Origin of the sequence: Actinomadura parmotrematis (genome assembly GCF_019458805.1) — a bacterium.
Classification (GTDB): domain Bacteria; phylum Actinomycetota; class Actinomycetes; order Streptosporangiales; family Streptosporangiaceae; genus Spirillospora; species Spirillospora parmotrematis.
This window is the reverse complement of the sequence record NZ_JAIBOA010000027.1, coordinates 83,496-103,355: the sequence shown is the minus strand read 5'-3', so window position 1 is coordinate 103,355 and position 19,860 is coordinate 83,496. Positions and strand designations below refer to the sequence as shown.

Genomic DNA, 19,860 nt, shown 5'->3' with positions numbered 1-19,860 from the left:
CTCGCACGCGCCCGGCTCGCACGCGTCCGACCCACACGCACCCAACTCGCACGCGCCCGGCTCGCACACGACCGGCCCGCACACGGCCAACTCGCACGCGCCCGACTCGCACACGACCGGCCCGCACGCAGCCAGTCCGCACGTGCCTGGCCCGCACACGGCCGGGCCAGGCGTGTCCGGCTCGCACATGGCCGGGCCGCACGCGCCCGACTCGCACGCGGTCGGCTCGAATACGACCGGCCCTTATGCGGTCGACCGGGCGGCGGTCGACTCGTCCGTGGGGGGTCTGTATGGGGTCGGCTCGCGCGAGGCGGGTCTGTACGGCAGCGGCTCGTCTACGACGAATCCTTATCCGAGCGGCTCGGCTGCGGCCGGCCCTGGCGGGGCCGGTTCGCACGTGGGCGAGCTGTACGCGGAGGAGGTGGACGCGGCGGGTGGTCGGATCGGTGATGCGCGTCCTGGGGAGCGGCATCGGGTGGATCCCCGGTCGTCCGTGGGGGCGGGGGAGCGGCAGCGGGTTCCGGGGCGGCATCGGCGGACCGGTGCCGTGGCGGGCGGGCCGCCGCGCCTGGCCATCGCGGGCGGCGCCGTGCTGTTCCAGGCGTCGCTCGGCGGCATCTACTCCTGGTCGGTGATCGCGCGGGCGCTCCAGCAGCCCGGCGCGTTCGAGCTGACGAGGGCGCAGGCGGTGCTGCCGTTCTCGGTCGCCATCGGCATCGTGTTCGTCGGCACCTACCTCGGCGGCCGCCTCCAGGACCGGCGCGGGCCGCGCGCCGCGGCGCTGCTCGGCGGCGTCCTCTACTCGACCGGCGCGCTGCTCGCCTCGCTCGCCTCCGGGCGCGGCGAGCTGTGGTTCCTGCTGCTCGCCTACGGCGTCGTCGGCGGCATCGGCCTCGGCATCGCCTACATCGTCCCGGTCGCCATGCTGCAGAAGTGGTACCCCGAGAAGCGCGGCCTGATCACCGGCGTCGCGGTCGGCGGGTTCGGGTTCGGCGCGGTGCTGACCTCGCCGCTCGCCCAGTACCTCGTCGAGGCCAACCGGACCGTGCCGACGCGCGCGTTCCTGCCGCTCGGCGTCTGCTACCTGGTGTTCACCACCTGCGGCGCGACGCTGTTCCGCAACCCGCCGCCGGCGGCCCGCCCGGCCGGCCGGCGCGGCGACTTCACCTGCGCGGAGGCGCTGCGGACGCGCCAGTGGTACCTGCTCACCGCGATGCTGACGCTGAACACCGTCTCGGGCATCGGGTTCGTCGCGGTCACCGCGGGCGCCGCCACCGCGATCACCGGCATCGGCCCGGCCGCGGCGGCCGCCCTCACCGGCGGGATGGGCCTGTTCAACGGCGCGGGCCGCATCTTCTGGGGCGCGATGTCGGAGCGGTACGGCCGGATGCGGATCTTCACGATGATCCTGGCGCTGATGGGCGCCTGCCTGCTCGCCGTCCCCTACGCGTCCTCGCCGGTCGCGTTCATCGCCCTCGCGGCGGTGGTCTTCGCCAACTTCGGCGGCGGCTACGCGGTCATGCCCGCGACCGCCGGGGACTTCTTCGGCCTCACCAACGCGGGCGCGATCTACGGGCTGATGAACATCGCCTGGAGCATCGGCGGCGTCGTCGGCCCGCTCCTCGTCGCGGCCCTCGCCGCGAGCGGCGGCTACCAGAACGCCTTCACGACCCTCGCGGTCGTCGCCCTCGCCGCCACGGCCCTCCCGGGCCTCACCACCCCGCCCGGCCGCCGCGCCGCCCGCACCGTCCGCCGCCCGGCCCCGGCCCCGGCCCCGGCGCCCGTCCCCGCCTTCGCCTGACGCCGCCGGTCAGCCGCCCCCCGGCAGGGCGGCGCGGGCGACGGCGTCGCGCCCGGCCGCCGCGCGCTCGGCCGCCTCCCGTTCGGCGGCGGCGCGGGCGTCGTAGGCGGTGCGGGCCGCCGCGATGGCGTTCTGGTGCTCCTCGGTCCAGCCGACCAGGGCGCGGATGGTGCTGTGCAGGGACGCGCCCATCGGCGTCAGCGCGTAGTCCACGCGCGGCGGGACGGTCGGGTGCACGGTCCGGCTCACCAGCCCGTCGCGTTCCAGCTGCCGCAGCGTGCGGGTCAGCATCCGCTGGCTGACCCCGTCGATCGCGCGCTTCAGCTCGGTGAACCGCAGGCTGCGCTTGTCCAGCAAGGCGATCACCAGCAGCGACCACTTGTCGGCGACGCGGTCGAGGATCTGCCGCACCTCGCAGTCGGCGCGCTGGTCCCACTGGAGGACGTCGTCGTCGACGCCGGTATCCGCGCAGTGCCCGAGGGACTCGAAAGTGCCGTCTTCCATGGTCCCCGATGGTCTCCGATGATGCTGTCGGTAACAAGAGGGAACCGGCATGCTCTCGGGGAACCGCCCCGGGCCCGGTTCCCGCGACGAGAGGGGGCGGGGGCCGATGACCGCATCCGACGCGGGACGCGCCCGGGCCGTGCTGCTGGTGCTGTGCGGCGCGATCTTCCTGGAGGGGATCGACGTGGCGATGCTGAACGTGGCGCTGCCGGCGATCCGCGCCGACCTGGGCCTGTCCACCGGCATGCTCGGCGGGGTCGTCAGCGCCTACGTGCTGGGCTACGGCGGGTTCATGCTGCTGGGCGGGCGCGCCGCCGACCTGCTGGGGCACCGCCGGATGTTCGTGTCGTGGCTCGCGGTGTTCCTGGTCTTCTCCGGGCTCGGCGGGTTCGCCCCCGGCGGGTGGGTGCTGCTGGTCGCCCGGTTCGTCACCGGGGTCGCGGCCGCCTTCATGGCGCCCGCCGGGCTGGCGCTGGTCACCTCGGCGTTCCCAGACGGGCCGGCCCGCACCCGGGCGCTCGGCGTGTACGCGGGGACGGCGGCGGGCGGGTTCTCGCTCGGCGTCGTCGCGGGCGGCGTGCTCGTCTCGTTCGGCTGGCGGTGGGTGTTCTTCGCGCCGGTCGTCCTGGCGGCGCTGATCCTGGTGGCGGCGCTGGCCCTCGTCCGCGATCCGGGCGGCGAGCGCCCCGCGGGCGGCTTCGACGTGGCGGGGGCCGGCGCGCTCACCGGGGCGATGCTGCTGCTGGCGTACGGGGTGGTGCGGCTGGAGCGTCCCGGCGACGGTCCGGGCCTGACGGCCGGCGTGCTCGCCGGGGGCCTGGCGCTGCTCGGGCTGTTCGGCGCGGTCGAGCGGCGGTCCGCGTCCCCGCTGGTGCGGCTCGGGACGCTGCGCTCGGCGCCGCTCGTGCGCGTCAACGTGGCCGCGCTGCTGTTCCTGGCCGCGTTCGCGGGCTTCCAGTTCCTGGCCACCCTGTACTTCCAGGAGGTGCGCGGCTGGAGCGCGCTGCAGACCGGCCTGGCCATGCTGGTGATCGGTGTCGACACCGTCCTCGCGCCCGTCCTGACGCCGCGCCTGGTGGCCCGTTTCGGGAACGCCCGCGTGCTGTTCGGCGGCCTCGTCCTCGCGGCGGCCGCGTACGCGCTGTTCCTTCCCGTCGGGGCGGACTGGACCTACGCCGCCATGCTCCCCGCGCTGCTGTCGCTCGGGGTGGCGTTCTCCCTGGCGTACGGGCCGCTCACCATGGCCGCCACCGAGGGCGTCGCCGAGGACGAGCAGGGCCTGGCGGGCGGCCTGCTCTACACCTCCATGCAGTTCGGCACGGCGCTCGGCCTGTCGGCCGTCACCGCCGTCAGCGTCGCCGCCGGTTCGGGCCTGGACGGCCTGCGCGCCGGGCTGGTCGTCCCCGTGGCGGCGGCGTTGCTCGGCGCGGCCGTCACGGCGTTCGGCCTCCGCACCCCCGCCGGGCCGGGCGCCGCGCCGCCGGACGCGGCCCTCCCGGCGGACGCGAGCCGGGCGGTCAGCTCAGGGTGAGGTTCCAGCGGGCGGTGCCGGCGAGCTCCAGCCAGACCCGGCCGGCGCTGCGGACGAGCTTCAGGACCACGCCGTCGCAGCCGGGGCAGCGCGCCACCCAGCCGGGCGCGTGCGCGTAGACGCGCAGCTCGGCGAAGGCGCCGCTCCGCCCGCAGTGCGCGCACTGGCTCGTCATCGACGTCACGTCCGCGTTCAGCAGCTCGCCGAGCGGGCCCGCCAGCGCGTTGCCGTCCACGTGTCCGGCGGCCGGGGCGGCCCCGTTCGGCGGTGTGCTGTTGTCGGTCGGCATGTCAGGCTCCCGTGGGGCCGAAGCGTTCGGTGCGGATGCGGCGGGGATCGTGGCCCAGGTCGACGAGCAGCGTGGACGTCGCCTCGACGAAGCCGGTCGGGCCGCAGACGAAGCAGTCGGCGGGCCGGGCGAGGCCGGCGAGGTCGTCCGGGCCGATCCGGCCCGGCGGCCGGGCGTGGCCGGGCGGGGCCTCCCGGGTGTAGAGGAGGGTGACCTCCAGGCCGGGCCGCGGTTCGGCGAGCTCGGCGGCGTAGTAGACGTCGCGGGGCGTCCGCACCGAGTAGAGCAGGTGGAACGGCGCCGCGCCGCCCGCCGCCCGGTGGGCGCGGACCATCGCCATCAGCGGGACGATGCCCGACCCGCCGCCGACGAGCACCACCGGGCCCGTGCCGCCGCGCCACACGAACCAGCCGCCGACGGGGCCGCGCAGCTCGATCTCGTCGCCGACCTCCAGGACGTCCGCCAGGTACGGCGAGACCTCGCCGTCGGGGACGCGCTGGATCGTCAGCTCCACCCCCTCGGCGCTCGCCAGCGAGTAGGACCGCTCGGCGACGTAGCCGTCCTCGGCGGTGAGGCGGACGTCGACGTGCTGGCCGGGCAGGTGGCCCGGCCAGTCCGGCACCGCGAAGGTGAGCGTCCGCGCGGACGCGGTCTCGTCGCGGACGGCGGCGAGGCGCGCCGCCGTCCAGGTCAGTCGCCCTCGTACCGCTGCTCGCGCCATGGGTCTCCATAGTTGTGGTAGCCCGCGGCCTCCCAGAAGCCGGGCTCGTCGTGGTCCATCAGCCGGATGCCGCTCACCCACTTGGCCGACTTCCAGAAGTACAGGTGCGGGACGAGCAGCCGCGCCGGGCCGCCGTGCTCGGGATGCAGCGGTTCGCCGCCGAAGCCGTGCGCGACCCACGCCTTGCCGTCGAGCAGGTCCTCGACGGGCAGGTTGGTGGTGTACCCGCCGTAGCACTCGATCATGGCGTACGGGGCGTCCGGTTCGACCTCCTCGAAGAGCGTGTCGAGCGAGACGCCCTCCCAGTCGGTGCCGAGCTTGGACCACTTGGTCACGCAGTGGATGTCGACGTGCGGCCGCTCGGCGGGCAGCGCCAGGTACTCCCGCCACGTCCACCGGCGGCTCGCGCCGGCGGCGTTGGTGATCGTGAAGGTCCAGGCGGCCGGCGGGACGCGCGGCGTCGGCCCGGCGGACAGGACGGGGAAGTCCTCGGTCAGGTACTGGCCGGGCGGCAGCGCGGGGTCACCGCCGCGGCGGCCGTGGAAACCCCGGGAAACAATGCTCATAGATCACCTCGTCCCCCCATTGTGAGGCCGCCAAGCAGGCGTTACGTCACGACTTTGATCTCGCCGCCGAGGGTGGCGCCGTCCTGGAGCTCCAGCTCGTCGCCGCTCCAGAAGCGGCCCGGGTCGAACCAGTTGGGCCGCCGGTCGCGGGCGAGCAGCCCCATGTCCTGGTACGTGGAGGCGACGATCTCGGCGCAGAACGCGGTCTCCAGGTTCAGGTCGCGCTCCTTCGGCCGCCGGACCGGGACGCGGCCGCGGATCCAGCGGGACGCCATCCGGGTGGTGGACGGGAAGGGGGTCCCGTCGAGGCGCGCGACGGTGCGGAGCGCCGCGTCCTCCATCGCCGCGGTGGCGGGCGGTTCGAGCTGGCGGAGCCAGGCCCGCTGCTCGTAGCGGGTGCACCAGGTGGTGACGGCCTCGCGCAGGTCGTGGAGCTGGGCGCCGCGCTGGTTCCTGCCGGTCCACATGTCGGTGAGGGAGCGGCCCAGCTCGGCGTGCCACATGAGGGGCGGCAGGTCGTCGAGCACGATCGCCATGCCGACGTGGTTGACGGGACTGTTGGTCATGGTGCGGATGGCCCGGTCGGCGGCGGTGCGGCCGCGGAACAGCCAGACGTCGCCGGTGCGGGTCAGCTCGGCGGCCTCGTCGAGGCCGATGCTCGTGCCAGCCATGATCGCCACCTTAGTCACTACGGTGGGGGCATGAAGTGGTGGAAGGCGCTGGGCATCGCCGGTTTCGTCGGGGTCGCGGCCACCGGGGCGGTGATCGCGCGGCAGGAGCGGCGGCGCCGCGCGTACACGCCGGACGAGATCCGGCAGCGGCTGCACGAGCGGGTCGCCGGGGAGGGCGGCGGCGCGTCGGGCGGGTAAACAAATCTTACGAGGTGCGTACGGGACCGCGCTGGAACCGGGCGGGCGGCCTCCGGACACCTAGCGTCGGCCCCATGCAGGTGCTGATCACAGGTTCGTCGGGGTTCATCGGCTCGCACGTCGCCGAGGCGGCGGTCGCGGCCGGGCACGCCGTCCGCACGCTGGACCTCCGGGACGGGCGGGACGTGCGGGACGCGGCGGCCGTCGCGCGCCTGCTCGAAGGCGCGGACGCCGTCTGCCACCAGGCCGCCAAGGTCGGCCTCGGCGTCGACGTGTCCGACATGCCGGACTACTCGTCGGTCAACGTGCAGGGCACCGCCGTGCTCCTGGCGGAGATGGCGCGCGCCGGGGTGCGGCGGCTGGTGCTCGCCTCGTCCATGGTCGTCTACGGCGAGGGCGCCTACGCGTGCGCCCGGCACGGGACGGTGCGGCCGGGGCCGCGCGCCGAGGACGACCTCGCCGCCGGCGTGTTCGAGCCCGCCTGCCCCGAGTGCGGCGCCCGGCTCGCGCCCGGGACGGTCACCGAGGACGCGCCGCTGGACCCCCGCAACGTCTACGCCGACACCAAGCTCGCGCAGGAGCACTTGGCGGCCTCGTGGGCGCGCGCGGTCGGCGGCTCGGTCACGGCGCTGCGCTACCACAACGTGTACGGGCCGCGGATGCCGCGCGACACCCCGTACGCGGGCGTCGCCGCGCTGTTCCGGTCGCGGCTGGAGCGCGGCGAGGCGCCGCTGGTGTTCGAGGACGGCGGCCAGCGCCGCGACTTCGTCCACGTCCGCGACGTCGCCCGCGCCAACGTCCTCGCGCTGGAGCAGGAAGGGACGCCGGGCGCGTCGCGCGCCTACAACGTGGCGAGCGGCACGCCCCGCACCATCGCCGACATGGCGGCCGCGCTCGCCGCCGCCTACGGCGGTCCCGAACCGGTCGTGACGGGCGGTTTCCGCCTCGGCGACGTCCGGCACATCGTGGCGAGCCCCGAGCGGGCCCGCCGCGAGCTCGGCTACACCGCCGGGGTCGCGTTCGCCGACGGGATGGCGGAGTTCGCGGGGGTGCCCGCGTGATCGACGTGATCCTGCCCTGCCTGGACGAGGCGGCGGCGCTCCCGTGGGTGCTGGACCGGATGCCGCCCGGCCACCGCGCGATCGTGGTGGACAACGGCTCGACCGACGGGTCCGGCGAGGTCGCCGCCGCGCACGGCGCGCTCGTCGTCCGCGAGGAGCGGCGCGGGTTCGGCGCCGCCTGCCACGCGGGCCTCGGCGCCGCGACCTCGGACGTCGTCGCGTTCATGGACGCCGACGCCTCGCTCGACCCGGGCGAGCTGCCGCGCCTCGCCGCCGCCCTCGACGCGGGCGCGGACCTGGTGCTCGGCCGCCGCCGCCCGGCCGGGCGCGGCGCCTGGCCCGCGCACGCGCGGCTCGGCAACGCCGTCCTGGCCCGCTCGCTGAACCGCCGCGCGGGCACCCGCCTGCACGACCTCGGCCCGATGCGCGCCGCGCGCCGGGAGTCGCTGCTCGCGCTGGGCCTCGCCGACCGCCGCTTCGGCTACCCGCTGGAGATGGTGCTGCGCGCGGCCCGCGCCGGGTGGGCGATCGACGAGCTGGACGTGCCGTACCTGCCGCGCAACGGCCGGTCCAAGGTCACCGGGACGGCGCGCGGCACCGTCCGCGCCGTCCGCGACATGCGCCGCGTCCTCGCCGAGGTGCCGGCATGACCGCCGACCTCCTCGTCATCGCCAAGGAGCCGGTGCCGGGCCGGGTGAAGACGCGCCTCACGCCCGTCCACACGCCCGAGCGGGCGGCGGAGCTCGCCGCCGCCGCGCTCGCCGACACCCTGGCCGCGGTGGCCGCGACCCCCGCCGGGGCGCGCACGCTCGCCCTCGCCGGGCGGCCGGGCCCGTGGCTCCCGGACGGCTTCACGGTGCTGCCGCAGCGCGGGGACGGCCTGGACGAGCGCCTCGCGCACGCCTTCGACGACGCCTACCGGGGCCGCCCGCTCGTCCTGGTCGGCATGGACACCCCGCAGGTCACGCCCGCGCTGCTGGGTGAGGCGACGGCCGCCCTCGCCGACCACGACGCGGTGTTCGGGCCCGCGACCGACGGCGGCTTCTGGCTGCTCGGCCTGCGCGTCCCCGACCCGGCGCTGCTGCTCGGCGTCCCCATGTCGCGGGACGACACCGGCCGCCGCCAGCTCGCCCGCCTGGCCGGCCTGCGCGTCGCGACGCTGCCCGCCCTCACCGACGTCGACACCCCCGCCGACGCCGCCGAGGTCGCCCGCGCCGCCCCGCACACCCGGTTCGCGGCCGCCCTGAACGGCGTCCCGGCGTGATCGGCGAGCTGTACGCGCGGGCGCTGTCGGGCACCGGCCGGGTGGAGATCGAGGACGCCGCCGGGCACCGCCGCCCGCTGCCGGTGGACGACTGGCGGGCGCTCCGGCCCGGCGACCACGGCCTGCTCGACCGATGTACCGGGCCCGCCCTGGACGTCGGCTCGGGTCCGGGGCGGTTCACCGCCGCGCTCACCGCCCGCGGCGTGCTCGCGCTCGGCATCGACGTCGCCCCGCACGCCGTCGCGCTCACCGTCGCGGCGGGCGGCCCGGCGCTCGTCCGCGACGTGTTCGGCGACGTCCCCGGCGCGGGCGGCTACGCGACCGTGCTGCTCGCCGACGGCAACATCGGCATCGGCGGCGACCCGGCGGCGCTGCTCGGCCGCGCCGCCGAGCTGCTCGCGCCGGGCGGGCGGCTGCTCGCCGAGGTCGCGCCGCCGGGCACGCCGTCGGTGGTGGAGCGGGTCCGGCTGCGCGGCGGGCGCGTCACCGGCGAGTGGTTCGCATGGGCGGTCGTGTCGGCCGACGACATCGCCGCCGCCGCGGGCGGCTACCGCGTCGCCGAGATATGGGAGGAGGCGGGACGTTGGTTCGCGGCCCTGCTGAGGTGATCGCGGGCCGGTTCACCAGCCGCCTGCACGACGAGCGGGTGGCGGCGTGGCTCGGCATCGCCCTCGGCGTCTCCTTCGGGACGGCGTTCGTCACCGGCCTGATCAGCCACTTCATGCAGCACCCACCGGGCTGGCTGCACTGGCCTTCGCGACCGGTGAACCTCTACCGCGTGACGCAGGGCCTGCACGTCATCGGCGGCCTCGCCACGATCCCGCTGCTGCTCGCCAAGCTGTGGACGGTCTACCCGCGGCTGTTCCAGTGGCCGCCGTTCCGGTCGGCGGGGCAGGCGATCGAGCGCGGCGCGGTGTTCGTGCTGGTCGGCGGCGCGGTGTTCCAGCTCGCCACCGGCCTGTTCAACATCGCCTACTGGTACCCCTTCCCGTTCTTCTTCACCGTCGCGCACTACTGGACGGCCTACCTGGTCGTCGGCGCGCTCGTCGTGCACGTCGCGAACCAGGCGTCCAAGGTGCGGCACACCGTCATGACGCGGCCCGAGGACGCGGTGCCGCGCCGCGCGTTCCTGCTGACGGTCGCGGCGGCGTCCGGCGCCGTCGCGCTCGCCACGGTCGGCGAGACGCTGTCGCCGCTGGCCCGGCTGGCGCTGCTCGCGCCGCGCCGCCCCGGCACCGGCCCGCAGCGCCTGCCCGTCAACAAGACCGCCTACGCGGCCGGGATCACGGCGGTGCCGCCGGAGTGGCGGCTGCGCGTGACCGGTGCCGTCGGACGGGAGCTGTCGCTGTCGCTCGCCGACCTGCGGGCGCTGCCGGTCCGCACGGTCCGGCTGCCGATCGCCTGCGTGGAGGGCTGGAGCGCGTCCGGCGACTGGGAGGGCGTCCGGCTGCGCGACGTGCTGCGCCTCGCGGGCGTCGCGGACGGCGCGCGCGTGCGGGTCGAGTCGCTGGAGCGCTACGGCGCCTACCGCACGTCCTGGGTCGAGCCGCGGCACTGGCACGACGGGCTGACGCTGCTCGCGCTCGGCCTGAACGGCGAGCCGCTCGCGCTCGATCACGGCGCCCCCTGCCGGCTGATCGCGCCGGACCGGCCGGGCGTCATGCAGACCAAGTGGGTCGGCGGGCTGGTGGTCGCGTGAACGGGACGACGGCGGCCCGGTACGGGGCGTACGCGGTCGGGACCGTCCTCATGGGCATCGGCGCGTACGGGATCGTCGCGCACGTGCCGGACCTGTTCGGCTGGGCGGTCTGGTTCGCGGGCGGCGCGGTACTGCACGACGCCGTTTTCGCGCCCGCCGTGCTGCTGGTGGGCGCCGTGGTGACGCGGCGCCCGGTGCTCCAGGGCGCGCTGGCGGTCGGAGGCGTGCTGACCCTCGTGGCGCTGCCGATGGTGCTGCGGCTCGGCGCCCGGCCCGACAACCCGTCGATCCTGCCGCTGCACTACGGCTGGAACCTGCTCATCGTCCTCGCCGTCGTCGCGGCGGTGGCCGCCGTCGTGTGGTGGCGGCGACGATGAGGGCGGCGGCGCTCTGGGCGGCGTTCATCGCGGCGGTCTTCGCCATCGGGACGCGCGCCGCGCACACACAGGGCGACCTGCTGCCTCCCCTGCACGCGTCCGCGCGGCTGCTGACCTGGCAGATGCTTCCGGCCGTCGCCTACGCGGCGTTGGCCGTGGCCGTCCTGCCGCCGCTGGCGCGGCGCATGGCGTGGCGGCCGCTGCTGCTGGCGGCCTGGGCCGCCGCCGCCGGCTGGGCGATCGTGCTCGCGCTCAGCGACGGCTGGGACGCCCTGCACCGCCCGCTGGACGCGCCGACCGAGTACCCCGTCGCGATCCCGGCCGTGGACGCCGACCCCGCGCTGTGGCTGCGCACCTTCACCGAGCGCCTCGCCGGCTACACCACGCACGTGCGCGGCCATCCGCCGCTGCCGACGCTGCTGGTGTGGACGCTGGACGCGGCCGGCCTGCACGGCACCGGCTGGGCCGCCGCGCTGATCATCGCGGCGGGCTCCTCGGCCGCCGCCGCGGTCGCCGTCACCGTCCGGGCCGTCGCGGGGGAGCGGATCGCGCGGGCGGCCGTCCCGTTCCTCGCCCTCGCGCCGCTCGCGGTGTGGGTCGCCACGACGATGGACGCGCTCTTCCTCGGCGTCGCCGCGTGGGGGACGGCGCTGCTGGCGCGCCGCCGGGCGCTCGCGGGCGGGCTCGTCCTCGGCGCGCTGCCCTACCTCAGCTACGGGCTGCTGCCGCTGTTCGCCGTCCCCGCCGTCGTCGTCCTGTTGCAGCGGCCCCGCTGGTGGCCGATGCTCGCGGGGCTGGCCGTCGTGCCCGCCGCGTTCACCCTCGGCGGGTTCTGGTGGCCGGACGGGGTGGCGGCCACGCACGCCACCTACCTGATCTCCGGCGGCTCGGCGCAGCGCTCCTACGCCTTCTACCTCGTCGGGAACCTCGCGGTGCTCGCCCTGCTGACCGGTCCGGCCGTCGCCGCCGCCGGTCCCGCCGCCGCGCGGGCGCTCCGCCGCCGGATGCCGCCGGAGGCGCCCGTGGCGCTCCTCGCCGCCGCCGCGCTCGTCGGCGTCCTGGCGCTGGACCTGTCGGGAGTCACACGCGGCGAGGTCGAACGCATCTGGGTGCCGTTCGCCGCCTGGCTCCTCCCGCTCGCCGCCCTCACCCCGAGCCGTATCGGAACGCGCCCCTGGCTCGCCGCCCAGGCCGCGACGGCCATCGCCCTCCAGGCCCTCGTCCACTCCCACTGGTAACCCGCCCGGCCGCCGCCACGAGGTTGAGATGCGGCGTGTTGGGCTCCGTGGAGATCGAAAGTGCCCAACACGCCGCATCTCAACGAACGGTGACCGGGGGGTCAGCGGATGAGGGCGGTGCGGATGTCGGTGTCGTCGGGGTCGAGCTCGGCGGCCCGCTCCAGGTCGGCGCGGGCCTCGGCGGGGCGGCCGGCGGCGCGGAGGGCGACGGCGCGGTTGTAGAGGAGGGCGGGGTCCTCGCCGAGGTCCAGGGCGCGGCCGAGGTCGCGGACGGCGGCCTCGGGGTCGCCGGACTCGAACGCCAGCGCCGCCCGGCCCGCCCAGGCCGCGGCGAGCCCCGGATCGGCCTCCAGCGCCCGGTCGAAGCAGGCCCGCGCCCGCCCCCGGTCGCCCTCGGCGAGCTCGACCTGACCGAGGGCGGCGAGCAGGCAGGCGTTGCCGGGGTCGGCGGCGAGGCCCGCGTCGCAGTCGGCGCGGGCCGCCTCGTGCTCCCCGGCGGCGGCGAGCAGCCCGGCCCGGTTGACCAGGGCGTCCAGGAAGTCGGGCTCCAGCTCCAGCGCGCGGTCCAGGTCGGCGAGCGCCCCGTCCAGGTCGCCTTCGGCGTACCGGGCCTGGGACCGGTTGAAGTGGGGTTCGGCGGACGGCGGCCCGGTCCGCATGGCCGCCTCGTAGTCGGCGACCGCGTCGCCGGTGCGGCCGAGCCGGAGCCGCAGGTTGCCGCGGTCGATGTAGTAGTCGGGGTAGGCGGGGTCGGCGGCGATCACCGCGTCCCAGTCGGCGAGCGCCTCGCCGGTGCGGCCGAGCCGGTCGAACAGCCGCGCCCGGTTGGCGAGCAGCACCATCCGGTGCACCGGCTGCGCCCCGGCGGGCAGGTCGCGCTCGGCGAGGCCGATCGCCTCCTGGACGAGGTCCAGCGCCTCGGCGGGGCGCCCGCGCCGCATCTCGACGAGCGCCTTGCCGTTCAGGTCGAAGCCGAGCTTGACGGCCCGCTCGGCGCGGTCGGGCAGGTGGGCGCAGAGCGCGATCGCGGTGTTGACCCACTCCAGCGCCGCCGCCGGGTCGCGGCGGGCCGGGTCGTGGTGGCGGACGGCGAGCATCGCGAGGGTGTAGGCGATGGTGGAGTGCCGGACGGGGTCGGCGGTGCCGCGCCGCGCGGCGTGCAGCAGCGCGGCGGCCTCGTCCTCGCGGCCGGTCGCGCCGAGCGCGGTCGCGGTGTCGTGGACGAGCCCCCACCAGGTGTCGGGGTCGGCGGCCGGGTCGGCGAGCGCGAGGCCGGCGGCGCCGAGCTCGGCGACGGCGCGGTGGCAGCCCAGCGCGAGGCAGCGGCCCGTCGCGTACCGGTGCGCGGCCGCCGCGAGCAGCGGGTCGGTGCCGCGCGCCCGGTGGTAGGGGACGGCGCCGAGGCGCGGGCCGGCGAGGCCGCCGGCGGCCGCCCGCGCGGCGAGCGCGTCGTGCTCGCGCGGGCGGAGCGCGGGCGCGGCCGGGCCCTCCTCGACCAGGTGGATCCGCAGCAGCGCCGGGTCGACGCGGCGGCGCAGCACCGCGAGCAGCTCCCGGTCGGCGGCGTCCGCCTCGGCGTAGGCGGTGACCGTCACCTCCAGCGGGCGGCCGCGGCGGGCCAGGTGCTCGCGGACGAACTCGGCGGCGCCGTTGGCGAGCCGCAGCGTCCGCCGGGGCGCGGGCACGAGCACCCGCTCGGCGTCCGGGACGCGGTCCACCAGCGGGCGGACGGTGGCCGGGAGGTCGGGTGCGTCCGGCGCGAGCGCCCGCAGGACGGCGGCGTGCCGGGACAGGATCTCGGGATGGGCTTCCAGCGCCTCGGCGGCCAGCGGGCCGAGCAGCGCGCCGGCGGCGGTGTAGGGACCGCGCAGCCGGCGGTCGGCGGAGATCTTCATCGCAGCGCCCCTCGTCGTCGGGGTGGGCCGGCCGAGGCCCGGAACCGCCGGTGCGGTCCCGGGGGCGGCCGGCGGACCGGTGGCGGCTCCTCAGCCCACGTGCTTGGCGCTCGCCGCGCCGCGCAGGGCGACGGGACCGGTCCGGCGCACGACGATCTTCTTCACGGACACCTCCTGTGAGATTCTCACGAAAGGTCCAATATGTCGGTTAGTCCCCGCCTGACGGCGCGATTGACCCGATGTGGACGCGGCGTTGCGTTTAACGCTCTTGACGGGTCCACTGTCCGGACACCGTGCGACGTGCGACCAGGGCGGCGTCTCCCTGCCGCGAAGGCCCTGCGCGTACGGGCTGCGACCGGGCGTCACCGGGCCGCGTCCCAGATGGTGGACGCTCCGCACGGGCTCGTCGCGGATGGTGACGGTTCCGGGACCGCCGGCACGGAATCGTCACCTGCGGGCGAGAGGGGCGGCCTGGCGTCGCGACAGCTCGGAGCGGGTGCCTAGTGCACTAGTACACTCCGTCGCGGGAGGGCACATGGACCGCGGCATCATCCGGGCCGATCCGCCGTATCTGCAGGTCGTCAAGCAGATCCGCGCGCGGATCGAGTCCGGCGCGCTCGCCGAGGGCGACCGCGTCCCCTCCACCCGCCGCATCATGAGCGACTGGGGCGTGTCGATGGCCACCGCCACCAAGGCGCTCGCCGCGCTGCGCGCCGAGGGCCTCGCCGTCGGCGTCCCCGGCGTCGGCACCATCGTGACGACGCGCGGCACGCTGCCCGCCCCCCGCGACCGGCTGGCCGCCGCCGCCCGCACCGGCCGCGTCCACGGCGGCGCCGAGCGCGCCGAGATCCGCGCCGCCGGGCTCGTCCCCGCGCCGCCGCACGTCGCCGACGCCCTCGGCCTCGCGCCCGGCGCGCCCGTCGTGCGGCGCCGCCGGGTCACCTCCCGCGACGGCGTCCCGGTGTCGGCGTCCACCTCCTGGCTGGACGGCGCGCTCGCGGACGCCGTCCCCGAGCTGCTGGCCGCCCGCAGCGTCGGCGGCACGCCCGCGCGCGTCGGCCGCGCCACCGGCCGCGCCGTCGGCGGCCCGCAGACCGACCAGTTCACCGCGGGCGCCGCCACCGCCGGCGAGGCCGCCGACCTCCGCGTCGCGCCCGGCGACCCGGTGCTGCGCGGCCGCAACTGGATCCGCGACGGCGCGGGCGGCGTGCTGGAGTACGGCGAGTCCGTCTCGGTCGCCGGCCGCTGGATGACCTACGAGTACGAGATCACCGACCGAGGGACAGGTATGGAACTGCTGCACTCCGGCAAGGTCCGGGACGTCTACGCCGACGGCGACGACCTGGTCCTGGTCGCCTCCGACCGGGTCAGCGTCTACGACGTGGTGCTGCCGACCGAGGTGCCCGACAAGGGGAAGATCCTCACCCAGCTCTCGCTGTGGTGGTTCGACCGGCTCGCCGACGTCATGCCGAACCACGTGATCTCCGCGACCGACGTGCCGGCCGAGTGGGCGGGCCGCGCGATCCGCGTGCGGCGGCTGGAGATGCTCCCGGTCGAGTGGATCGCCCGCGGCTACCTCGCCGGGCTCGGCCTCGCCGAGTACCGCAAGTCCGGCACGGTGTCGGGCGTCGCGCTGCCCGCGGGCCTCGCCGAGGCGTCCCGGCTGCCCGAGCCGATCTTCACGCCGACGACCAAGGCGACCGAGGGCCACGACGAGTTCATCACCTACGACGACGTCGTCGCCGAGATCGGCGCGGACACCGCCGCCCGCCTCAAGGCCGCCACCCTGGAGGTCTACCGGCGCGGCGCGACCGTCGCCGCGCGGCGCGGCATCGTCATCGCCGACACCAAGCTGGAGTTCGGCCGCGCCCCCGACGGCACGCTCGTCCTCGCCGACGAGGTCCTCACCCCCGACTCCTCGCGGTTCTGGCCGACCGACGGCTGGGCGCCGGGCCGCCCGCAGAACTCGCTGGACAAGCAGTTCGTCCGCGACTGGTCGGCGACGCTGGACTGGGACCGCACCGCCCCCGGCCCGGAGATCCCCGACGAGATCGTCGAGGCCACCCGCGCCCGCTACGTCGAGGTCTACGAGCGGCTCACCGGCACCACCTGGACCGGCTGAGGCGCTACTCGACGGCGTACAGGCGGATGGCGATGACGTCGTCCTCGTCGCGGGCGAGGCCGACGAACACCGTCTCGGCGAGCCAGCGGTGCGCCGGAGCGTCGGTGTGGAAGACCGGCGAGGTGCGGAAGTACAGGCCGTCCGCCGCCACCGTCAGGTCCCCGTCGCGCTGCGCGGCGGTGCCGGCGTCCGGGCGGTAGAAGCCGCGGTTGACGATGTCGATGACGGCGCCGTCGTCGGCCCGGATCAGGTAGCGGGCCTCCAGCCGGCAGACGCCGTCCGCCCTGCTCGTGCTGCTCCAGTCGCCGCCGCCGGCGAGGACGGTCCCGGTCAGCCGCGGCCCGGCGACCGTCCCGCCGGTGATCGGGGTGAACTCGGTGACCGGGCCGCCGCGCGCGACGTCCAGGGACGGCGCGACGCGGGCGCGGATCTCGAAGGCGAAGGACAGGGCGGGGGCGAAGGACGTCACGGGGCTCTCCTGATGCCGGGGGCAGGGCAGGAGGCTACGTGATGCAACGCTGATGTACAACAGCGTTGCATCACGGGAGGGGGCGCCCGTTCAGCCGCCGATGGCGTCCAGGGTGCGCAGCGCCTCCGCCGGCAGGTCGAGCGCGCCGACGGCGATGTTGTCGCGCAGGTGCGCGACGGACGACGTCCCGGGGATCAGCAGGATCGCCGGCGACCGGTGCAGCAGCCAGGCGAGCGCCACCTGCCGGTCGGTCGCGCCGACGTCGGCGGCGACCCGGTGCAGTGCCTCGGCCTGCAACGGCTGGAAGCCGCCGAGCGGGAAGAACGGCACGTACGCGATGCCGAGCTCGGCGCAGCGGTCCACGAGCGCGTCGTCGTCGCGCTTGGCGACGTTGTAGTAGTTCTGCACGCCGACGATGGGCGCGACGCCGAGCGCCGCCTCGAACTGCTCCGCGCTGACGTTGCTGACGCCGAGGTGCCGGACCAGGCCCTCGTCGCGCAGCCCGGCGAGCACCGACAGCGGCTCGGTGATGTCCCGGTCGTCGCTCATCCGCAGGTTGACGACGTCGAGCGCCTCCAGCCCGAGCCGCTCCAGGTTGTCGTGCACGGCGCGGACCAGCTCGTCGCGCGACAGCGCGGGCGGCCAGCCCTTGTCGGGCGTGCGCCGCGCGCCGACCTTGGTGACGATGCGCAGGTCGCCGGGGTAGGGGTGCAGCGCCTCGCGGATCAGCTCGTTCACCACGTGCGGGCCGTAGTAGTCGCTCGTGTCCAGGTGGGTGATGCCCGCGTCCACGACGGCGCGCAGCACCCGCAGCGCCTCGTCCCGGTCGCGCGGCGGCCCCCACACGCCGGGCCCGGCGAGCTGCATCGCCCCGAAGCCGATGCGGGTGAGGACGAGGTCGTCGGCGAGGCGCAGCGCCCCGCCGGGGAGATCGGTCGTCATGTCGTGCCCTCCTCGAAGATCGTTCCCAGCCTGCCACCCTCCCGGGCGCGCTCGTGCACGCGGGCGCAAGAGGTGCGGCCTCGGCGTTCACGCCCGATCGTCGCGAAGCCGTTTGGCGAGCCAGCCTTCGGGGAAAGTTGGGCAAAACTTGCGCAAAGCGGTGCAGGGTGGCGAGGAGGAGAGCGGCGATGCGTTCCACGAACAAGGTCCTGCTGGGGAGTCTGGTGGCGGCGGGGGCGCTGGTCGCGGCGGCCGTGCCCGCGAGCGCGGCGCCCGCGCCGCCCGCGCCCGTCCCGTCGGTGGACGTGCAGCGCTACGTCGGGCACTGGTACCAGGTGGCGTCCGTGCCCGCCTGGTACGAGATCCAGTGCCTGCGCAACGCCACCGCCGACTACGCCCTGAGCGCGGCGGGCACCGTCTCGGTGAAGAACGCCTGCCGGTCGGTGTTCGGGATCAAGAGCACCGTCACGGGCGACGCGAAGCCGCTCGACGCGACGAACGCGCGCCTGAACGTGTCGTTCCTCGGCTTCAACGGCTCCTACGCCCACGGCACCGGCGCCAACTACATCGTGGTCGGCCTGGACGGCGGCTACCGGTGGGCCGCCGTCACCGACGCGGGCCGCCGGAGCGGCTTCGTCCTGTCGCGCACGCCCGCCCTCGCGGCGGACGACGCCGCCGCCGCGAGGGCGGCCCTGCGCGGGGCCGGCATCGACCCCTGCACGCTCAAGAGCACCCCGCAGGACGGCGGCGCCGCCACGGCCGCGCCCTTCTGCTAGGACCGCGGCCGCTAGGACTGCGGCGCGGTCTCGCGGTGGACGGCGTCCGCGGGGCGGCCGTTGGCCGCGATCGCCTCGCGGAGCGCCTCCTCGGCGTCGTTGGACAGCGACGTCTGGATGATCTGCCCGCCGAGCCGCGCCATCTGCGGGACGACCTTGTCCGGGCTGGCGTGGTCGACCAGCACGAACACCGCGGCGGCGCCCGGCGTGAGGCCCTCGCCGAGGCGGCGCATGAAGTCGTCGTCGACGCCGACGTCGGTGGCGGCGCCGACGGCCGCGCCGGTGGCGCCGCCGATCGCCATGCCGAGCAGCGGGTTCAGGAAGATCAGCCCGATCAGGCCGCCCCAGGCGGCGCCGCCGAGCGCGCCGCCCGCCAGCAGGTTGTTGGACTGGTGCAGCTTGATCTTGCCGTCCTGCCTGCGCTCGACGACCACCAGGTCCGACAGCTCGACCAGGTGCTGCTTCTGCAGCTCGATGAGCTGGGCGCGGGCCTGCTGCGCGGTCTCCAGGTCGTTGTAGGCGATGGCGATCAGGTCGCTCATGGGCACATCCCGTCGGTCGGTGCGGATCGGAGCGGTCAGAGGGAGCGGACCGGCCACGGCTGCGGCGGCGACGGCAGCAGCGACCCGCGCCGCCCGGAGCGGACGTCGGGGTCGGGCGACGCGCCGCCGAGCGCGAGCATCGCCGCGGCGCCCTTCACCGCGGCGTCCGCCGGGTCGGCGGCGACCCGCACGGGCAGGCCGGTGGCCTCGTGGACGCGGCGGTCCAGGCCGCGCAGCGCGGCGGTGCCGCCGGTCAGGGTGAGGCCGCCCGAGACCAGCTCGGCGGCCATGTCCGGCGAGCAGGACGCGAGGCCGCTCGTGACGGCCTCGACGATCGCGTCCACCGGCGCGGCGATCGCGGCGTGCACGTCGTCGGCGGCGAGCACCTCGGCGCGCGGCAGGCCCGTCCGCACGTCCCGGCCGTGCACGAGGATCTGCTGGGCGCGGCGGCGGCCGCGCGGCGCGAGCGCGCCCAGCTCGGTCTTCACCCGCTCGGCGGCGGCGGCGGAGATGTGCAGGCGGTGCTCGGTGCGGACGAAGGACACGATCGCGCGGTCGAGGTCGGCGCCGCCGACCGGCGCCGTCGCCGAACCGGCGAGGCCGCCGAACGTGATCAGGCCGACGTCGGTGACGTGCGCGCCGATGTCGGCGACGACGGCGGTGTCGCTGCCGGGGCCGGGCAGCCCGGCGCCGAGCGCCGCCGCGAGCGGCTTCGGCACCACGGTGAGCTTGCGGGCGCCGGCGCGGAACGCCGCCTCGCAGACGGCCTCGCGCTGCAGCGGCGTGAGCAGGCTCGGCGCGGTGATCGCCATGCGCGGCCGGGCCAGGTAGCGGCTGCGGTGGTGGTGGCGGAGCAGCCGCCGCAGGATCGCCTCGGTGTCGTCGGGCTCGGCGGGCACGCCGCCGCGGACCGGGCGGACGAGCCGGACGCCGCGGCGCCGCTCGGCGAGGTCCACGGCCGCGCGGCCGATCGCGAGGACCCGGCCGGTCTCGGTGCAGCGGGCGAGCGCGGCCGGTTCGGCGGCGACGATCCCGCGTCCGGCGACGTGCACGCGCACCGTGGCGCTGCCGAGGTCGATGGCGGTCGACCGCCCGGGAAAGTCCCGCAGATGCACGCTTCCTCCCGGGACCGTGGCGCTTGGTGGTTTCCTCGTTGAGAGTCCTCACCTGTCCGCTAGGTCGGTAAGACCAGGC

Annotated in this window: 22 protein-coding genes and 1 pseudogene; 13 read left to right on the top strand and 10 right to left on the bottom strand. The window is 76.3% G+C overall.

Features of this window, described 5'->3' with window-relative positions:
• The first annotated feature begins 547 nt into the window (after positions 1–547).
• Positions 548–1,801, top strand: a complete 1,254-nt coding sequence (locus K1Y72_RS31310) for an L-lactate MFS transporter (protein ID WP_308287312.1) — start codon at positions 548–550, stop codon at positions 1,799–1,801.
• 9 nt (positions 1,802–1,810) lie between these two features.
• On the opposite strand, the gene K1Y72_RS31305 is transcribed toward K1Y72_RS31310, so the two are convergent.
• Positions 1,811–2,305: a winged helix-turn-helix transcriptional regulator gene (locus tag K1Y72_RS31305; RefSeq protein WP_220170130.1), complete on the bottom strand. Its 495-nt coding sequence runs from the start codon at positions 2,303–2,305 to the stop codon at positions 1,811–1,813.
• 106 nt (positions 2,306–2,411) lie between these two features.
• Here K1Y72_RS31305 and K1Y72_RS31300 point away from each other — a divergent pair, with 106 nt between their 5' ends.
• A complete protein-coding gene (locus K1Y72_RS31300; RefSeq protein ID WP_220170129.1) occupies positions 2,412–3,836 on the top strand; it encodes an MFS transporter in 1,425 nt (474 codons plus the stop codon).
• Here K1Y72_RS31300 and K1Y72_RS31295 read toward each other — a convergent pair.
• The 4 genes from K1Y72_RS31295 to K1Y72_RS31280 are packed head-to-tail and all read right to left on the bottom strand — an operon-like array spanning position 3,823 to position 6,083.
• Complete coding sequence (locus K1Y72_RS31295) at positions 3,823–4,125, bottom strand: DUF6510 family protein (protein WP_220170128.1); 303 nt, start codon at positions 4,123–4,125, stop codon at positions 3,823–3,825. The two genes, K1Y72_RS31300 and K1Y72_RS31295, sit on opposite strands and share 14 nt — an antisense overlap.
• A gap of 1 nt (position 4,126) precedes the next feature.
• Complete coding sequence (locus tag K1Y72_RS31290) at positions 4,127–4,846, bottom strand: ferredoxin reductase (protein WP_220170127.1); 720 nt, start codon at positions 4,844–4,846, stop codon at positions 4,127–4,129.
• The gene (locus K1Y72_RS31285) at positions 4,816–5,412 is read right to left on the bottom strand and encodes a sulfite oxidase-like oxidoreductase (RefSeq protein ID WP_220170126.1); all 597 of its coding nucleotides are present in this window, start codon (positions 5,410–5,412) and stop codon (positions 4,816–4,818) included. The genes K1Y72_RS31290 and K1Y72_RS31285 overlap by 31 nt, the downstream gene beginning before the upstream one ends.
• Before the next feature lie 41 nt (positions 5,413–5,453).
• Positions 5,454–6,083, bottom strand: a complete 630-nt coding sequence (locus K1Y72_RS31280) for a hypothetical protein (RefSeq protein ID WP_220170125.1) — start codon at positions 6,081–6,083, stop codon at positions 5,454–5,456.
• Between the two features lie 30 nt (positions 6,084–6,113).
• Between K1Y72_RS31280 and K1Y72_RS31275 the strand changes: the two genes are divergently transcribed.
• The 8 genes from K1Y72_RS31275 to K1Y72_RS31240 all read left to right on the top strand — a co-directional run bounded on the left by K1Y72_RS31275 (position 6,114) and on the right by K1Y72_RS31240 (position 11,920).
• Positions 6,114–6,281 carry a hypothetical protein gene (locus tag K1Y72_RS31275; protein WP_220170124.1) on the top strand — a complete coding sequence of 56 codons (168 nt, stop codon included), beginning with the start codon at positions 6,114–6,116 and terminating at the stop codon, positions 6,279–6,281.
• A 74-nt stretch (positions 6,282–6,355) separates the two neighbouring features.
• Positions 6,356–7,342 (top strand): NAD-dependent epimerase/dehydratase family protein, encoded by a 987-nt coding sequence (locus K1Y72_RS31270; protein WP_220170123.1) that lies wholly within the window; start codon positions 6,356–6,358, stop codon positions 7,340–7,342.
• The gene (locus tag K1Y72_RS31265) at positions 7,339–7,992 is read left to right on the top strand and encodes a glycosyltransferase family 2 protein (RefSeq protein WP_220170122.1); all 654 of its coding nucleotides are present in this window, start codon (positions 7,339–7,341) and stop codon (positions 7,990–7,992) included. The genes K1Y72_RS31270 and K1Y72_RS31265 overlap by 4 nt, the downstream gene beginning before the upstream one ends.
• Entirely contained in the window at positions 7,989–8,606 is a 618-nt protein-coding gene (locus tag K1Y72_RS31260) for a TIGR04282 family arsenosugar biosynthesis glycosyltransferase (RefSeq protein ID WP_220170121.1), read from the top strand. Before K1Y72_RS31265 ends, K1Y72_RS31260 begins: the two co-directional genes overlap by 4 nt.
• Entirely contained in the window at positions 8,603–9,214 is a 612-nt protein-coding gene (locus K1Y72_RS31255) for a class I SAM-dependent methyltransferase (protein WP_220170120.1), read from the top strand. The genes K1Y72_RS31260 and K1Y72_RS31255 overlap by 4 nt, the downstream gene beginning before the upstream one ends.
• Positions 9,211–10,305: a molybdopterin-dependent oxidoreductase gene (locus tag K1Y72_RS31250; protein ID WP_308287310.1), complete on the top strand. Its 1,095-nt coding sequence runs from the start codon at positions 9,211–9,213 to the stop codon at positions 10,303–10,305. Before K1Y72_RS31255 ends, K1Y72_RS31250 begins: the two co-directional genes overlap by 4 nt.
• Positions 10,302–10,682 (top strand): stress-induced YchH family protein, encoded by a 381-nt coding sequence (locus K1Y72_RS31245; protein WP_220170118.1) that lies wholly within the window; start codon positions 10,302–10,304, stop codon positions 10,680–10,682. Before K1Y72_RS31250 ends, K1Y72_RS31245 begins: the two co-directional genes overlap by 4 nt.
• Entirely contained in the window at positions 10,667–11,920 is a 1,254-nt protein-coding gene (locus tag K1Y72_RS31240) for a hypothetical protein (protein ID WP_220170117.1), read from the top strand. Before K1Y72_RS31245 ends, K1Y72_RS31240 begins: the two co-directional genes overlap by 16 nt.
• 101 nt (positions 11,921–12,021) lie before the next feature.
• Here K1Y72_RS31240 and K1Y72_RS31235 read toward each other — a convergent pair whose 3' ends face one another.
• Positions 12,022–13,815 (bottom strand): tetratricopeptide repeat protein, encoded by a 1,794-nt coding sequence (locus K1Y72_RS31235; protein WP_220170116.1) that lies wholly within the window; start codon positions 13,813–13,815, stop codon positions 12,022–12,024.
• A 412-nt stretch (positions 13,816–14,227) separates the two neighbouring features.
• Between K1Y72_RS31235 and K1Y72_RS31230 the strand changes: the two are divergent.
• A pseudogene (locus K1Y72_RS31230) lies at positions 14,228–14,989 on the top strand (UTRA domain-containing protein); the annotation flags it as partial.
• A 114-nt stretch (positions 14,990–15,103) separates the two neighbouring features.
• Positions 15,104–15,937 carry a phosphoribosylaminoimidazolesuccinocarboxamide synthase gene (locus K1Y72_RS31225; RefSeq protein WP_220170135.1) on the top strand — a complete coding sequence of 278 codons (834 nt, stop codon included), beginning with the start codon at positions 15,104–15,106 and terminating at the stop codon, positions 15,935–15,937.
• A gap of 4 nt (positions 15,938–15,941) precedes the next feature.
• Here K1Y72_RS31225 and K1Y72_RS31220 read toward each other — a convergent pair whose 3' ends face one another.
• Positions 15,942–16,406 (bottom strand): DUF3237 domain-containing protein, encoded by a 465-nt coding sequence (locus tag K1Y72_RS31220; protein ID WP_220170115.1) that lies wholly within the window; start codon positions 16,404–16,406, stop codon positions 15,942–15,944.
• Positions 16,407–16,496: 90 nt separating this feature from the next.
• Complete coding sequence (locus K1Y72_RS31215; RefSeq protein ID WP_220170114.1) at positions 16,497–17,348, bottom strand: oxidoreductase; 852 nt, start codon at positions 17,346–17,348, stop codon at positions 16,497–16,499.
• A gap of 188 nt (positions 17,349–17,536) precedes the next feature.
• Between K1Y72_RS31215 and K1Y72_RS31210 the strand changes: the two genes are divergently transcribed.
• Positions 17,537–18,124: a lipocalin family protein gene (locus K1Y72_RS31210; protein WP_220170113.1), complete on the top strand. Its 588-nt coding sequence runs from the start codon at positions 17,537–17,539 to the stop codon at positions 18,122–18,124.
• 11 nt (positions 18,125–18,135) lie between these two features.
• Here K1Y72_RS31210 and K1Y72_RS31205 read toward each other — a convergent pair whose 3' ends face one another.
• The gene (locus tag K1Y72_RS31205; protein ID WP_220170112.1) at positions 18,136–18,666 is read right to left on the bottom strand and encodes a DUF1269 domain-containing protein; all 531 of its coding nucleotides are present in this window, start codon (positions 18,664–18,666) and stop codon (positions 18,136–18,138) included.
• A 35-nt stretch (positions 18,667–18,701) separates the two neighbouring features.
• Positions 18,702–19,781 (bottom strand): rod shape-determining protein, encoded by a 1,080-nt coding sequence (locus tag K1Y72_RS31200; protein ID WP_220170111.1) that lies wholly within the window; start codon positions 19,779–19,781, stop codon positions 18,702–18,704.
• Between the last annotated feature and the right edge of the window lie 79 nt (positions 19,782–19,860).

Bases quoted from the DNA above. Each gene is read 5' to 3' on its own strand.
- K1Y72_RS31305 (WP_220170130.1), bottom strand. From the start codon at position 2,305: ATGGAAGACGGCACTTTCGAGTCCCTCGGGCACTGCGCGGATACCGGC.
- K1Y72_RS31300 (WP_220170129.1), top strand. From the start codon at position 2,412: ATGACCGCATCCGACGCGGGACGCGCCCGGGCCGTGCTGCTGGTGCTG.
- K1Y72_RS31295 (WP_220170128.1), bottom strand. From the start codon at position 4,125: ATGCCGACCGACAACAGCACACCGCCGAACGGGGCCGCCCCGGCCGCC.
- K1Y72_RS31290 (WP_220170127.1), bottom strand. From the start codon at position 4,846: ATGGCGCGAGCAGCGGTACGAGGGCGACTGACCTGGACGGCGGCGCGC.
- K1Y72_RS31285 (WP_220170126.1), bottom strand. From the start codon at position 5,412: ATGAGCATTGTTTCCCGGGGTTTCCACGGCCGCCGCGGCGGTGACCCC.
- K1Y72_RS31280 (WP_220170125.1), bottom strand. From the start codon at position 6,083: ATGGCTGGCACGAGCATCGGCCTCGACGAGGCCGCCGAGCTGACCCGC.
- K1Y72_RS31275 (WP_220170124.1), top strand. From the start codon at position 6,114: ATGAAGTGGTGGAAGGCGCTGGGCATCGCCGGTTTCGTCGGGGTCGCG.
- K1Y72_RS31270 (WP_220170123.1), top strand. From the start codon at position 6,356: ATGCAGGTGCTGATCACAGGTTCGTCGGGGTTCATCGGCTCGCACGTC.
- K1Y72_RS31260 (WP_220170121.1), top strand. From the start codon at position 7,989: ATGACCGCCGACCTCCTCGTCATCGCCAAGGAGCCGGTGCCGGGCCGG.
- K1Y72_RS31235 (WP_220170116.1), bottom strand. From the start codon at position 13,815: ATGAAGATCTCCGCCGACCGCCGGCTGCGCGGTCCCTACACCGCCGCC.
- K1Y72_RS31225 (WP_220170135.1), top strand. From the start codon at position 15,104: ATGGAACTGCTGCACTCCGGCAAGGTCCGGGACGTCTACGCCGACGGC.
- K1Y72_RS31215 (WP_220170114.1), bottom strand. From the start codon at position 17,348: ATGACGACCGATCTCCCCGGCGGGGCGCTGCGCCTCGCCGACGACCTC.
- K1Y72_RS31210 (WP_220170113.1), top strand. From the start codon at position 17,537: ATGCGTTCCACGAACAAGGTCCTGCTGGGGAGTCTGGTGGCGGCGGGG.
- K1Y72_RS31205 (WP_220170112.1), bottom strand. From the start codon at position 18,666: ATGAGCGACCTGATCGCCATCGCCTACAACGACCTGGAGACCGCGCAG.